General features: G+C 57.2%; 9 protein-coding genes. 7 read left to right on the forward strand and 2 right to left on the reverse strand.

What is annotated here, in order from left to right; all coding sequences use genetic code 11:
• Positions 1-167 precede the first annotated feature (167 nt).
• Positions 168-1,019, reverse strand: coding sequence for an S-formylglutathione hydrolase (gene fghA, locus CAP48_RS04455; RefSeq protein WP_100694828.1), 852 nt, complete (start codon positions 1,017-1,019; stop codon positions 168-170).
• Positions 1,020-1,118: 99 nt separating this feature from the next.
• Here fghA and CAP48_RS04460 point away from each other — a divergent pair, with 99 nt between their 5' ends.
• From CAP48_RS04460 to glpK, 3 genes are all read left to right on the forward strand, one after another.
• A complete protein-coding gene (locus tag CAP48_RS04460; RefSeq protein ID WP_242444333.1) occupies positions 1,119-1,916 on the forward strand; it encodes a hypothetical protein in 798 nt (265 codons plus the stop codon).
• Between the two features lie 193 nt (positions 1,917-2,109).
• Positions 2,110-4,008: an LTA synthase family protein gene (locus CAP48_RS04465; protein WP_100694830.1), complete on the forward strand. Its 1,899-nt coding sequence runs from the start codon at positions 2,110-2,112 to the stop codon at positions 4,006-4,008.
• 62 nt (positions 4,009-4,070) lie between these two features.
• Complete coding sequence (gene glpK, locus CAP48_RS04470; protein ID WP_100694831.1) at positions 4,071-5,579, forward strand: glycerol kinase GlpK; 1,509 nt, start codon at positions 4,071-4,073, stop codon at positions 5,577-5,579.
• 49 nt (positions 5,580-5,628) lie between these two features.
• Here glpK and dbpA read toward each other — a convergent pair whose 3' ends face one another.
• Positions 5,629-7,002 (reverse strand): ATP-dependent RNA helicase DbpA, encoded by a 1,374-nt coding sequence (gene dbpA / locus CAP48_RS04475; protein ID WP_100694832.1) that lies wholly within the window; start codon positions 7,000-7,002, stop codon positions 5,629-5,631.
• Between the two features lie 345 nt (positions 7,003-7,347).
• On the opposite strand from dbpA, the gene CAP48_RS04480 reads away from it, so the two are divergent.
• The 4 genes from CAP48_RS04480 to mlaE all read left to right on the forward strand — a co-directional run bounded on the left by CAP48_RS04480 (position 7,348) and on the right by mlaE (position 15,375).
• Positions 7,348-12,096, forward strand: a complete 4,749-nt coding sequence (locus CAP48_RS04480) for a glutamate synthase-related protein (RefSeq protein WP_100694833.1) — start codon at positions 7,348-7,350, stop codon at positions 12,094-12,096.
• A 13-nt stretch (positions 12,097-12,109) separates the two neighbouring features.
• The gene (locus CAP48_RS04485) at positions 12,110-13,576 is read left to right on the forward strand and encodes a glutamate synthase subunit beta (protein ID WP_100694834.1); all 1,467 of its coding nucleotides are present in this window, start codon (positions 12,110-12,112) and stop codon (positions 13,574-13,576) included.
• Between the two features lie 183 nt (positions 13,577-13,759).
• A complete protein-coding gene (locus tag CAP48_RS04490) occupies positions 13,760-14,596 on the forward strand; it encodes an ABC transporter ATP-binding protein (protein ID WP_100694835.1) in 837 nt (278 codons plus the stop codon).
• Positions 14,593-15,375 (forward strand): lipid asymmetry maintenance ABC transporter permease subunit MlaE, encoded by a 783-nt coding sequence (gene mlaE, locus CAP48_RS04495; RefSeq protein WP_100694836.1) that lies wholly within the window; start codon positions 14,593-14,595, stop codon positions 15,373-15,375. The genes CAP48_RS04490 and mlaE overlap by 4 nt, the downstream gene beginning before the upstream one ends.
• The last annotated feature ends 13 nt before the right edge of the window (positions 15,376-15,388 follow it).

Consider the following 15,388-nt stretch of genomic DNA (forward strand, 5'->3'; position numbering starts at 1 on the left):
CGCTCTTTATTATAAGACCGCCGCTATGCCTGGGTAGTTCCTTCAGTTGTCTTGTTCAGATTATGACAGCGGCGTGCGTAATGGAGCACATGGGACATCATGGCTGCCGGTATTAATAGATATCAGCGGCCCGGGAACCCGCTGGTCCCCGGTGTGCCTCTTGCTTGTTATTTCAGGCGTTCGGCGTGGAAACGCAGATGATCTTCCATGAACGTGGAAATGAAATAATAGCCATGGTCATAATGCTCATGGCGGCGCAGTGTCAATGGTTGTTCTGCCTTGGCGCAGGCCGCCTCAAGCAACTCGGGCAGCAGTTGGCCGTCGGCCAGGAATTTGTCGGCCAGCCCCTGGTCAACCAGGATGCCGTCAGGAAAAGGCGTTTTGGCTTTTTCTATCAGTTTGCTGGCGTCGTAGTTTTCCCAAGTTGTGCGATCCTGTCCGAGATAGCCGCTGAACGCCTTTTCGCCCCATGGGCACTCCATTGGAGCGCTAATCGGTGCAAAAGCCGATACGGAACGGAACAGTTCGGGATTCTTCAGTGCAATGGTCAGTGCGCCGTGCCCGCCCATGGAATGGCCGAAAATGCCGGTGCGGCTTTGATCGCCGCCAAATTCGGGGATGAACTGGAGTACTTCACGGGTGATATAACTGTACATTTTGTAATTGTCTTTCCAGCCTGGCTCGGTCGCATCTAGGTAGAATCCGGCACCGGTGCCAAAATCCCAGCCTTCGTCTTCGCCCGGCACATTCGCGCCGCGCGGGCTGGTGTCTGGTGCAATCAGGAGCAAGCCCAACTCGGCTGCCATGCGTTGCGCACCGGCCTTGGTCATGAATGTTTCTTCGGTGCAGGTCAGGCCGGCCAGGTAAATGAGCGCAGGAACCGGGCCGCGAGCTGCTTGCGGCGGTATGAAGACAGAAAACTGCATTGGCAGGCCAATTTCGCTAGACGTATGTCGATAAAAACGCTGCGAGCCATTAAAGCAGTAATGTTCACTTAAAAGTTCGAATTTTTCACTCATGGTCAAGCCCTTGCTCCAAAATATGATGATTGTTGTCGATTTTTGCCAAGTTTAAGGCTATCTTCTACCATAGCATTGTTTCGATCACGGTTACAATACATGCAAAAAATCGCCGATAACCCACAGGTTTACCGGTTCTTGCGGCCATTGCGGCTGCTTACCCAGTGTACAGTACATCTCATGGCCCGTTTACCCCGGCTTTACGCTCCTGGCATCCCTCAACTGGTTCACGCACGGTTCTTATTCCCGCTTTCAACGCGAGCAGCGTCGGGCAGCCGCACGCTCGATACGCTGCAGCAATGGCTTTTCGATGGCTATGCCAGGCATGGCGTCATGTTGCATGCCTGGACTTTGACCGATGACGGAATCTTGCTGCTGGCCACGCCGGGCGACGACAAATCGCTGTCGCGCCTGATCCAGATGCTGGGTCGGAATCTGGCCACCACGCTGCGCAAAGGTCCTGTCTTCAGCGGGCGCTACCGTTCAACGCTGGTTGAGCCGGGAGCCTGGGTCATTCCGTCGATGATCTGGCTGGAGTCATGGGTTGCCAGGGAAAAGGGCGCCAGCGACAGCGAGTTATGGCCGTGGTCTTCTGCGGGTTTTCATACGGGGGCCTTTATGGGATATTCGCCGGCACTGAACGACCACGCCGACTACTGGTCTTCCGGCAACACGCCCTTTGACCGGCAGGCGGCCTATAAGCACCACTACACTGAAGGCCTGTCTTCGGGACAATTGCAACAGATTGCACAGGCCCTGCACGGGCAATGGGCGTTGGGTTCGCCCGAATTTATCGAGCAGCTGAATGCGGTGGCCAGCCGTCGCCCCATGCAGGGCAGGCGAGGTCGTCCGCGCACCCGGCCTATCGCGCACGAGGGCGAGTCACACAAAGCATAGTCCGTTACAGCGCAGTTCGACCGGCTGGCTTGGCCAGGATCTGGCGGCTGATCAGATGCTTTGGCCTCTGGTGTTGGCTTTGAAAAGGACGTGTTCAAACCGTAGCAACCGGTCAGGCTTTTAGAAAAATATTACACTGCTTTTCAGTAGAGTTGCGTATACTCCACGTTTGCTGCGGCTTCTGGAAGTTATTTTGCGATATCAACTGCTTACGTTTGTTCTGACACTGTTTCTTGTGTTTTTCGTCAGCCGTATTCTATTAGTACTGTGGCAGCGCAAGCGCGTTGCGGCAGCCGATGGCTTTGCCCGGGTATTTCTGGGCGGCTTGCGCATGGACCTGAATCAGATAGCAACGTATGCTGTGCTGCCGGCGGTGCTTACGCCATGGCTGCAAGAGCGCCAGTGGTTCGTGACAGTGACGGGCATCTGGTTTGGTGTCTGGTGGCTCGGTTGCGTATTCATGGAAATATGTACCCCCCAGTTCATCGACGAATATGACTCGCGTCCGAATCGGCTCTTTGTCGAATATTTGAAGCACCCCAAAGAAGTTTGCGGCATGCTGTGGCGCGGCTACAAGAAAGTGCTGGCTGCGGGGTTGCTGGTTTTTGCTGTGATGATTGTGCTGGCGCTGCATCTGTTTTCAGGCTATATGCCAACGCCGCTGGGACCCTGGTGGCTCAGGCCCATTGAGTCGCTGGTATACGCGGGCGCAGGCTTTCTCATGATTCGCGGTACGCTCAAGAAGCGCCCCATTAATCCGTCTACTGTGGCGTTTGCCGGCGACGGCATGGTCAATAGCCTGGCGCTCAATTCCATGTATAGCCTGCAGTACGCGATCTATGCCATGAAATATGAAATGTCGGCTGAAGACGTCTATGGCAAAATGCCGGCCGAGCAAATGAACCGGATCGTGTGTGAGCAGGCCGGTATCGAAGTGGCGACCGATCCCGGCAAGTGTGCCGCCACACGGCATGTGCAGCCGGTAACGTGCAACGGGGCCAGGCCACTTAATATCGTGCTGATTGTTCAGGAGAGCCTGGGTGCGCAATATGTGCAGACGCTGGGTGGACAGCCGCTGACCCCCAACCTGGATGCCCTGTATGATCAGGGCTGGGGCTTTACCCGCGCCTATGCGACGGGAACCCGCTCGGTGCGAGGGCTCGAAGCGCTGTCTGCCGGGTTTCCTCCTACCATCACCCAGTCGGTATTTAAGCTGCCAGGCGCGCAAAGCGGATTCTTTACCATCGCCGATGTGCTGGGCCAGCACCATGGTTACCATTCGCGGTTTCTGTACGGAGGCGAAGCGCATTTCGATAATATGAAAGGCTTCTTCCTGGGCAATGGCTTTCGTGAGGTGGTGGACGGCCCCCAGTTCAAGGATCCGGCGTTTTTGGGTACCTGGGGCTACTGCGACGAAGATATGTTCAATCAGCTTGATCGTCTGTTGCAGGAAGATCAGACGCGCAGCGAACCGGCGCTGACTCTGGCATTCAGTGTCAGCAATCACTCGCCCTGGGAGTATCCGCAGGGGTGTATTGAAACCACGGGCAATCCGGCGTCGGTAGAGAATACCGTGCGCTATGCGGACTATGCCATCGGCCGTTTCTTTGATACGGCCAAAACGCGCGAATATTGGGACAATACGGTGTTTGTGGTGGTAGCGGACCATGATTCCCGCGTATTCGGCGCAGACCTGATTCCGCTCAGGCATTTTCATATTCCGGCTGTCATTCTTGGCGGCACAATCACGCCGCGCCGCGATGACCGCCTTATCAGTCAAATTGATCTGGCGCCTACGTTATTGTCGCTGGCGGGCGCTGCATGCGAGCATCCCATGATCGGCCAGGATCTGACTCGCCAGACGCCCGACCGGGCCATCATGCAATATGGTGACCGTTACGGCTATCTGCAAGGCGATCGCCTCACGGTTCTTGAGCCCCATCTGGATCCGCGACAGTTCCGCTATACTGCGCCGGAAACGTTCGAACCCATATCGCCTGACGAGACACTGATTCAATTGGCACGTGCCCACGCGCTTTGGCCCTTTAGTGTTTACCGGGATAAAAGCTATACTGTACCGAAACAACCTTAAGGACAGGCGGCGGAACGCCATTTGAGCTTGCAGCTGCCTGGCTTCATTTGCGGAGACCGAGTATGGATTATTTGCTGGCGCTGGATCAGGGAACGTCCAGTTCCCGCAGTATTCTGTTTGACTGCGATGGCCGTATTTTCGGCATTGCCCAGCAGGAATTCACCCAGCATTATCCGCAGTCGGGCTGGGTCGAGCATGATGCCATGGAAATCTGGCGCACCCAGCTGGTCACGATGCAAAAGGTACTACACCAGTCCGGCGTGAGTATCGAGCGAGTGCGCGCGGTTGGCATTACCAATCAGCGCGAAACATCGGTTCTATGGGACCGGAAAACCGGCCAGCCGCTGGGCCCAGCTATTGTCTGGCAGGATCGTCGTGGGGAAGCGCTATGCCGCCAGTTGCGTGAACAGGGACATGAAACGCTGATTCGCGAGCAAACCGGCCTGCGTCTGGATGCCTATTTTTCCGCGAGTAAACTGGCCTGGATGCTGGAGCATGTGCCGCAGGCCAGGGCGCGTGCTGAAAAGGGCGAATTGCTGTTCGGCACAATCGACACCTGGCTGATCTGGCAATTGACCGGCGGGAACGTTCACGCCACCGATGTCACCAACGCTTCGCGCACCTTGCTGTTGAATGCGCATACGGGGCAATGGGACCAGCAACTGCTGGACTTGTTTCACATTCCCAGCAGTCTGCTGCCGCAGGTGCTGCCCTCCAGTGCTCATTACGGAGACATCCGGGAAGACCTGCTAGGCCATGTGCTGCCCATTTGTGGCGTGGCGGGCGATCAGCATAGCGCGCTTTTCGGCCAGGCCTGCACGCGTGCCGGGATGGCCAAAAATACTTACGGCACCGGTTGCTTTGCCTTGCTGCACACCGGTGAACACTTTACTCGTTCGGAAAACGGGCTGCTGACGACACGCGTGGCACAGTACGGTGAGGGGCAACCTGAGTTCGCGCTGGAAGGCAGTGTTTTCGTGGCGGGGGCGGCCGTGCAGTGGTTGCGGGACGGACTAGGCATTATCAAAAAAAGCAGTGATGTGCAGGCGCTTGCCCTGTCGGTCCCCGACAGCGGCGGAGTGGTGTTTGTACCCGCCTTTACCGGCCTGGGTGCGCCGTACTGGAACGCCGAGGCTCGCGGAACATTGGTCGGAATCAGTCGTGCCACCACGGCAGCCCATATTGCCCGCGCGGCTGTCGAAAGTATTGCTTATCAAAGCGCTGCGCTGTTGTCGGCGATGGCGCGCGACGGCGTGGGGCTGGAGCAGCTACGGGTCGATGGCGGGGCCAGTGTGAACGATGCGCTGATGCAATTTCAGGCCGACCTGCTGGGTATTCCCGTATTGCGGCCGCAAGTGGTTGAAACAACGGCGCTGGGCGCTGCCTATCTGGCGGGCCTGCAGTCTGGGGTGTGGTCCGATGTCAGGCAGATCGGGCAGATGTGGCGCATCGACAAAACCTTTGAGCCCGCCATGAGCCGGGATCAGGCACAAGCCCGCATGGCGCAGTGGGAACAGGCGGTGGGACAAACGGTAAGCGGCACGCGCGCAAATGCTGGCGAGCCAGCCTGAGTTTTTGGAAGCCAGCTTGAGCTGTTCGGCGCAGGCTCGAACGGTTTGTTTAGCTCAGAAAGCGCATCTGGAACGATCGGCCCTTGACGGGACGCTGACTCAGGCGCTGCAAGGTATCTTCTGCTATTTTGCGATCAATGGCCACGAACGCCACGAAATCAAAAAGGCTGATTTTGCCGACCTGATCTGCCTGCAGGCCCAGGTCTTTGGTAAGGGCTCCCAGCAGATCGCCTGGTCGCAGCTTGTCCTTTTTGCCGCCACGAATGCAGATGGTGCGCATGGGCGGCGTAAAGGTCCCGCGAGCGCGCTGCAGCGAGTCCATGTCAAGCCAGGCCAGCGGCTTGCCCAGTGCCTGTTCGATGCGCTCGGCGCGAAATTTCTCTTTGGGTGTGCATAAGGTCAGGGCCAGCCCGCCTCGTCCGGCCACCCGACCGGTGCGGCCGATTCGATGAATATGGGTTTCCACGTTGGGTGACATATCGACGTTAATGACGGCATCCAGTGTGGAAATATCCAGGCCTCGCGCCGCCACATCGGTCGCCACCAGAACCGAGCAACTCTGTCCGATAAAGTCGACCAGAACATCTTCACGGTCGCGCTGGTCCATATCGCCGTGCAGGGTGCGCGCTTCAATGCCGCGTTCCAGCAGGGAACTGGTCAGCGCCTCGCATTGGGCCTTGGTGTTGCAAAAGGCCAGCGTAGAGACGGGGCGATAGGCATGGAGCAGTGTGGCGGTGGTGTCGAATCGGTCGGTGTCTTCGGTAGACACGAACCAGGAGTCGGTTTCAGGGTGATCGGGTTTGTCGTCTGCCCGAACGTGCACCGGGTTCACCAGAAATCCCTCGCTCGCTTTCAGGATGGCGGGCGGGAACGTTGCAGAAAACAGCAGATTCTGCCGTTTGAGCGGGCAGGCCTGCGTGATCGCACTGATGTCTTCGTAAAAGCCCATGTCGATCATGCGATCGGCTTCATCCAGCACCAGTACCTTGACGGCAGACAGATTTAATACATCGCGATCTACCAAATCCAGCACGCGACCGGGCGTGCCTACCACAATATGTGCACCATGCTGGAGCGATTCTGCCTGCGGTTTCAGCGCCGTGCCCCCATATAGTGCAAGCACTTTGATGTTGCCCAGTGCCCGCGCCAGCTTGCGGACCTCCTGTGCGACCTGCTCGGCCAATTCCCGCGTCGGACACAGGACCAGCGCCTGGCAGCCGAAATAGGCGGGGTTCAGCCGTTGCAGCAGGCCCAGTGCAAAAGCCAGGGTTTTACCGCTACCCGTTTTTGCCTGGGCCAGCACGTCGCGGCCCTCCAGTACGGCTGGCAGGCTGGCCGACTGAATCGGCGTCATGGTCTGAAAGCCCAGTTCGGCCAGGTTTTTCTGCTGAGCATCGGAAAGGGGAAGGGTGGAAAAAGACATGGTGACCTGGTGGTGACGAAAGGCAGGGGTTTGCCTTTCTGTGAATAAGCGCGATAGGAAAAGCGCAATGAAATCGACGACTTATTGTACCGTAATCGATGCACAGCTTTAATCTGTCCCTATTTAAAATTGAACCAAAATAGTGCGCTAATTGATAGGGTACGTCCCTAATTATTTTGCTTGCCACGACTGTCGTAATGGCGGTATTCTTTCTCATCCATTATTGCGCTGCACGATAAAGGTCCGCAGTAAGCGCTTCGATCCCGCGCGTTTATCCCGGCGCACCTTTTGCGTGGCCGCTTTTACGCAGCACCTTTTTTTACGCAGCACCCTGCGGAGTTTCCTATGTCAGTTCACTCACTTTCTTGCACCGAACAGGTGTCGGTTATCGACGCGCCCGCCATCGGGCACCGCCCCCATCGCATGCCAAAAGCTCAGGGCATGTACGATCCGGCCAATGAGCACGACGCCTGTGGTGTCGGTTTTGTGGCCAATATCAAGGGCCGCAAAAGCCATGCCATTATCCAGCAGGGCCTGAAGATTCTCGAAAACCTGGATCACCGCGGCGCAGTGGGCGCCGACAAGCTCATGGGCGATGGTGCCGGGATCCTGATCCAGATTCCCGATACGCTTTATCGCGAGGAAATGGCCAGGCAGGGCGTGACACTGCCCCCCGAGGGCGAATACGGTGTGGCCATGGTGTTCCTGCCCAAGGAAACCGCCTCGCGTCTGGCCTGTGAAAAAGAACTGGAACGCGCCGTGCGCGACGAAGGCCAGGTGCTGCTGGGATGGCGCGATGTGCCCATTGACCATGATATGGAAATGTCGCCCACCGTGCGCGATTGCGAGCCGCTTATTCGCCAGCTCTTTATTGGCCGTGGGCCCGACGTCATGGTGCCTGATGCGCTGGAGCGCAAGCTCTACGTTATCCGCAAAACAGCCAGCCACGCGATTCAAAACATGCGCCTGGCGCATGGCCAGGAATATTTTGTGCCGTCGGCTTCAGTCCGCACTGTTGTCTACAAGGGACTGCTGTTGGCCAACCAGGTTGGCATCTACTATCGTGACCTGGCCGATACGCGCGCTATCTCTGCGCTGGCGCTGGTTCACCAGCGGTTCTCCACCAATACGTTCCCGGCCTGGCCGCTGGCCCACCCCTATCGCATGATCGCGCATAATGGCGAGATCAACACCGTCAAGGGCAACTTCAACTGGTTGCGTGCTCGTGAAGGCATGATGGAGTCCGCCGTGCTGGGCGACGACCTGAAAAAACTGTATCCGATCGTTTACGAGGGCCAGTCTGATACTGCCACGTTCGACAATTGCCTGGAACTGCTGGTCACTTCCGGTTATTCATTGTCCCATGCCATGATGATGATGATTCCCGAAGCGTGGGAGCAGCATGCCACGATGGATGAGAACCGACGTGCATTCTACGAATACAACGCAGCCAGGATGGAACCCTGGGATGGCCCGGCGGCTGTGGCGTTTACCGATGGTCGGCAGATCGGCGCCACATTGGACCGCAACGGCCTGCGGCCCGCCCGCTATCTGATTACCGACGACGATATGGTGATCCTCGCTTCCGAGGCCGGCACGCTGACCGTGCCGGAAAACCGCATCATCAAAAAATGGCGATTGCAGCCGGGTCGTATGCTGCTGATTGACCTGGAGCAGGGTCGCATCATCGGCGATGATGAAATCAAATCGCAGTTGTCCAATAACCGTCCGTATGGCCAGTGGATCAAGCGCCTGCGCGTCAAGCTCGACGACATTCTCATCCACGAGAAGAATCACCCGCAAGCGATCAGTGCGCCGTCCGCCATGCTGGATCGTCAGCAGGCTTTTGGCTGGACTCAGGAAGATCTCAAGTTTATTGTCCAGCCCATGGCCAACAACGGCGAAGAAGCCATTGGCTCCATGGGTAACGATACGCCACTGGCCGTACTCTCATCCCGTCCGAAGTCGTTCTACAATTATTTCCGGCAGCTGTTTGCGCAAGTTACCAATCCGCCTATAGATCCGATCCGTGAGCAACTCGTGATGTCGCTGGTGTCCTTTATCGGGCCCAAGCCGAATCTGCTGGATATCAATAACGTGAATCCGCCGCAGCGGATCGAAGTGTCGCAGCCCATTCTGGACTTTGCCGGCATGGCGGTGCTGCGCGATATTGAAAAATATACCGACAACAAGTTCCGCAGTGCCGAGCTGGATATCACCTATCCGGCAAGCTGGGGTAGTGAAGGCATCGAAGCCTGTGTCGCCGCCTTGTGTTCCAGCGCCGCAGACGCAGTGCGCAGCGGGCTCAACATCCTGATTCTGTCGGATCGCAATATGGATGCCGAACGGGTGGCCATTCCGGCCTTGCTGGCAACGTCGGCCGTGCACCAGCATCTGATCCGCGAGGGCCTGCGCACCGCTACCGGCCTGGTGGTGGAAACCGGCTCGGCACGCGAAGTGCATCACTTTGCGCTGCTCGGTGGCTTTGGCGCCGAAGCTATTTATCCGAATCTGATCATGGAAACCCTGGCGGGCTTTCCCGAACCGGAAAAAGCAGTCAAAAACTATGTGAAAGCGGTGGGCAAAGGCCTGAACAAGGTCATGTCCAAAATGGGCATTTCGACCTATATGTCGTATACGGGCGCGCAGATTTTCGAAGCCGTCGGCCTGCAATCGGCGCTGGTTGACAAGTATTTCAGCGGCACGCCCAGCAAGATAGAGGGCATCAATATTTTCCAGGTGGCTGAAGAAGCGTTGCGACTGCATCAGGCAGCCTACAGCGAAGACCCGGTCTTGAAAAATGCATTGGACGCCGGCGGCGAGTATGAATATCGCGTTCGTGGCGAAGACCACATGTGGACGCCCGACTCCATTGCCAAGCTGCAGCATTCCACGCGTGCCAATAACTATCGCACCTACAAGGAGTACGCCCAGCTGATCAACGATCAGTCGCGCCGTCACATGACTTTCCGTGGCCTGTTCGAGTTTCGCGTTGATCCGGCCAAGGCCATTGCGCTCGAAGAGGTCGAGCCGGCCAAGGAAATTGTCAAGCGCTTTGCCACCGGCGCCATGTCGCTGGGATCCATCTCTACCGAAGCGCACTCGGTGCTGGCCGTGGCCATGAACCGCATTGGCGGCAAGTCCAACACAGGCGAGGGTGGCGAAGACGAATTGCGCTACCGTAACGAGCTGCGCACTGGCGCCAGCGGCATCAAAAAAGGCGACTCGCTGGCATCGGTGCTGGGCACGGATCGCATCGAAGTCAATGTGCCGCTGCAGGAAGGCGATTCACTGCGTTCAAAAATCAAACAGGTTGCGTCGGGCCGTTTTGGCGTCAGCGCAGAATATCTGTCCAGCGCCGACCAGATTCAGATCAAGATGGCGCAGGGCGCCAAGCCCGGCGAGGGTGGCCAGTTGCCTGGCCACAAAGTATCCGAATACATTGCCAAGCTGCGTTATTCGGTACCGGGCGTGGGCCTGATTTCTCCACCGCCGCATCATGATATTTATTCTATTGAAGATCTGGCGCAGCTGATTCACGATCTGAAAAACGTCAATCCCTCTGCGTCCATCTCGACCAAACTGGTGTCCGAGGTTGGCGTGGGCACGGTGGCGGCCGGTGTGGCCAAGGCCAAGTCCGATCACATCGTGATTGCCGGGCATGACGGCGGCACAGGAGCCTCGCCGATCTCTTCCATCAAGCACGCCGGCACCTCGTGGGAACTGGGATTGTCTGAAACCCAGCAGACGCTTGTGCTCAACAAATTGCGCAGCCGCGTACGCGTGCAGGCCGATGGCCAGATGAAGACCGGACGCGATGTGGTCATTGGCGCGCTACTGGGGGCCGACGAATTCGGTTTTGCGACGGCACCTCTGGTTGTGGAGGGATGTATCATGATGCGCAAATGTCATCTGAATACCTGTCCGGTTGGTGTTGCAACACAGGATCCGGTGCTGCGCAAAAAGTTTCAGGGCAAGCCCGAACACGTGGTCAATTTCTTTTTCTTCATCGCCGAAGAAGTGCGCGAAATCATGGCGCAACTGGGTATCCGCAAGTTTGATGAGCTTGTCGGTCGCGCCGATCTGCTGGACATGCGTGCCGGTATCGAGCACTGGAAGGCGCGGGGCCTGGACTTTAGCAATCTCTTTCACCAGCCTGAGGTGGATACCGGGGTGCGACACACCGAAGAGCAGGATCATGGCCTGGACAAGGCGCTGGATATTCAATTGCTCGAGCGCAGCAAGGCCGCGGTGGAGCGCGGCGAGAAAGTGTCGTTCATTGTGCCGATTCGCAACCGCAACCGGACGGTGGGGGCTATGCTGTCTGGCGCTGTCGCCCGTAAATATGGCCATGAAGGATTACCCGAAGACACCATTCACGTTCAGTTGAACGGCACCGCAGGCCAGAGCTTTGGTGCCTTTTTGGCTCATGGCATTACGTTTGATCTGGTCGGCGAAGGCAATGACTACGTGGGTAAGGGGCTGTCTGGCGGGCGCATTATTGTGCGCTCCCCCAATGATTTTCGCGGCTATGGTCCTGATCATATTATTGCGGGCAATACCTTGCTTTATGGCGCATTGGCTGGCGATGCCTACTTCAATGGCGTTGTCGGCGAGCGGTTTGCCGTGCGCAACTCCGGCGCAGCCACCGTTGTGGAAGGCACGGGCGATCACGGTTGTGAATACATGACCGGCGGCACGGTCGTTGTGCTTGGGCAGACCGGCCGCAATTTTGCCGCGGGTATGTCTGGCGGTGTGGCGTATGTATGGGATCCAGAAGGGGAGCTCAGATCACGATGCAACATGACCATGGTCGAGCTGGGTGAAGTGCTGTCCCATGAAGATCAGCTCAAGGAAAACCGGCAGGACGGCTGGCATTGTGTCCAGCGCGGGCAGGAGCGCCAGACCGATGAATCTATTCTGCGCACACTGGTGGAAAACCATTTTCGCCTCACGGGCAGCTTCCGCGCGCGCGATTTACTCGGAGACTGGAGCAAGGCCCGCAAGCAATTTGTCAAGGTGATGCCTTCCGACTATAAACGGGCACTGGCAGAAATTTGGCAGTCAGAACAAACCGCGCGCAAAGCAGCTTAAGGAACGATCTATTATGGGTAAAATTACCGGTTTTATTGAATTTGAGCGGGTCGCTGAATCATACGAGGCGCCGGGTGCGCGCCTGAAACACTATAAAGAGTTTGTGCTGGCGCTTGAAGACAAACAGGCGCAGGTGCAGGGTGCGCGTTGTATGGATTGCGGCATTCCGTTTTGCAATACTGGCTGCCCGGTCAACAATATTATTCCCGACTGGAATGACTTGGTGTACCGTAATGAGTGGAAGCAGGCGCTGGACGTGCTGCATTCGACCAACAATTTCCCGGAGTTTACCGGCCGCATCTGTCCGGCGCCTTGTGAAGAGGCCTGTACGCTCAATATCAATAATGATCCGGTCGGTATCAAGTCTATCGAACATGCCATTATCGACAAGGGGTGGAGCCAAGGCTGGGTCGTGCCGCAGCCGCCCCTGAGAAAAAGCGGTAAAAAAGTCGCCGTTGTCGGCTCCGGCCCAGCCGGGCTGGCCGCCGCGCAGCAATTGGCGCGCGCCGGCCATAGCGTGACGGTCTTTGAAAAAAGCAACCGTATTGGCGGGCTGTTGCGCTATGGCATTCCCGACTTCAAGCTGGACAAGAGTCTGATCGAGCGTCGGGTGGCGCAAATGGAGGCCGAGGGTGTTGAATTTCAGGCCTCTACGTATGTGGGCGCCGCAGGCGATGCCACCGAAGACGGGCTGAACGTGATCACGACCGCACAACTGGACAAGCAGTTCGACTCGGTCGTTATGGCCGGTGGTTCTGAAATGCCGCGTGATCTGCCGGTGCCCGGACGCGAGCTGACTGGCGTTTACTTTGCCATGGATTTTCTGCGTCAGCAGAACAAGCGCAACGCGGGTGACCGCATGGGAAACCAGATCTCGGCTGCCGGCAAGCACGTTGTTGTGATTGGCGGCGGCGATACCGGGTCCGATTGTGTTGGGACCAGTAACCGCCAGGGCGCGGCATCGGTCACGCAGATTGAGCTCATGCCCCGGCCGCCGGAGCACGAGAACAAGGCGCTGACATGGCCCTACTGGCCCGCCAAACTGCGCACGTCGTCCTCTCATGCCGAGGGATGCGAGCGCGACTGGGCGATCACCACCAAATGCTTCAAAGGCGACAAGGGCAAGCTGAAAAAGATAGTCTGTGTGCGGGTGGAGTGGATCAAGGACGAAACCACCGGCCAGATGAAAATGCAGGAAGTCGAAGGTTCCGAATTCGAACTCAAGGCGGACCTGGTTTTTCTGGCCATGGGTTTTGTTTCTCCTGTGGCAGCGGTGCTTGATGCGTTCGGTGTAGAAAAGAACCAGCGCGGCAATGTCAAAGCCAATGAGCAGAACTATCGCACATCCCGTGACAAAATTTTTGCTGCTGGCGATATGCGGCGCGGCCAATCACTGGTGGTCTGGGCCATCCGCGAAGGGCGTCAGTGCGCGCGTGCAGTGGACGAATTTCTGATGGGCAGCTCGCTGCTGCCGCGCTGATTTTCTGCTGGCGCGGCTGTTCGGTAATTGTTACGCGTGATTACGCAAATTCGGATAGCTCTCTTTTATTTGCGCAAGTGTCTGTTTGCAACCTGCACAGACACTTGCGCATTTGTGCGTTTTGCTTTTACCAACTCCTTTTAAACAGATACAATAGGGTCTCTTTTTCAAGAAAATTCTTTGATGACAGCAGAGTCACGTCACTCCTCCTCGCCGCTAATCCGGTTCGCGGATGTCACCCTTGGTTACGATACACGCGTCATTTTGCGGGATTTGAATCTCGAAGTACACAAAGGCGAAGTGGTTGCCCTTATTGGTGGTTCCGGTTCCGGAAAAACGACGCTGTTGCGGGCCGCAACCGGCCAGCTTCGCGCGCAAAAAGGCACCGTCACGGTTTTTGAACATGACATCAATCGCATGACGCCCCAGCAACTGGGCGGCGTGCGTCGTCGTATGGGTGTGCTGTTTCAGCAAGGCGCATTGTTCACCGATCTGAGCGTTTTTGGCAACGTTGCGTTTCCCCTGCGCGAACTGAGTCAGGACAGCGAAGCCGTGATCCTTGACAAGGTGCTGGACAAGCTGGATCAGGTTGGCCTGCGGCGCGCGGCACATTTGAGCGTGTCGGAGATTTCCGGGGGTATGGCACGCCGCGTCGCGCTGGCCCGGGCCATTGTGCTGGAGCCGGAAATTATTTTGTTCGATGAACCGTTTGCCGGTCTGGACCCGATTTCACTTGGCATGACGGCCCGCCTGATCCGCAGTCTGACCGACAAGCTCGGATGCGCCACCGTGCTTATTACTCACGATCTTGAAGAGTCTTTTCTGATTGCTGACCAGGTTTACATGGTGGGTGACGGCAGCCTGGTGGTATCGGGCACGCCCGAGCAGGTGCGCCAGACGGACAATTCACTGGCGCGACAGTTCCTCAAGGGCGCATCCAGCGGACCGGTGGTGTTCGAGTATCCGCCTTCCGACGATTTTGATCGCTGGCTGCGCCGTCATCGCGAGGGTATCAAATGATCGTCAATTGGATTACGGCGCTGGGAACACGCATTACCCGGCCCATTCTGACGCTGGGCGTTTTCTTTCGGTTTTTCCTTGCCGTACTGGCGCGTACGAGTATTGTGTTCCGACGCCCAAGGCTGGTGATCGAACAGATCCACTTTATCGGCAACTATTCGCTGATTATTATCGCGGTATCCGGCCTGTTCGTGGGTTTTGTGCTGGGTTTGCAGGGTTACTATACGCTGACCCGCTATGGCTCCGAAGAGGCGCTGGGCGTCATGGTAGCCCTCGGCCTGGTGCGCGAACTGGGGCCGGTAGTGACTGCGTTGCTGTTTGCCGGCAGGGCTGGCACCTCCATTACCGCGGAAATCGGCCTGATGAAAGCCGGCGAACAAATTGCCGCCATTGAAGTGATGGGGATCAATCCGTTAAAGCGTATTGTGGTGCCGCGTTTCTGGGGGGGCGTGATCGCCATGCCAATTCTGGCGCTGATTTTCTCGGCTGTCGGTATTACTGGAGGCTGGCTGGTCGCCGTAGTGCTCATTGGCGTGGATGGTGGCTCATTCTGGTCGCAAATGCAGAGCGCGGTCGATATCAGAAACGATATTCTGGCAGGATTTTTCAAAAGCGTCGTCTTTGGTCTGGCAGTCATGCTGGTTTCAGTCTATGAGGGCTGGATGGCGCGAGCCACCCCCGAAGGCGTCGCCCGCGCCACGACCCGCACAGTTGTGGTCAGTTCGCTATTAGTGCTTGCGCTCGATTTCCTGCTTACCGCAGTGATGTTCGGTGGTTAGTCGCGTTTTGTGA

Source organism: Advenella sp. S44 (assembly GCF_002810445.1).
Lineage (GTDB): Bacteria > Pseudomonadota > Gammaproteobacteria > Burkholderiales > Burkholderiaceae_B > Advenella.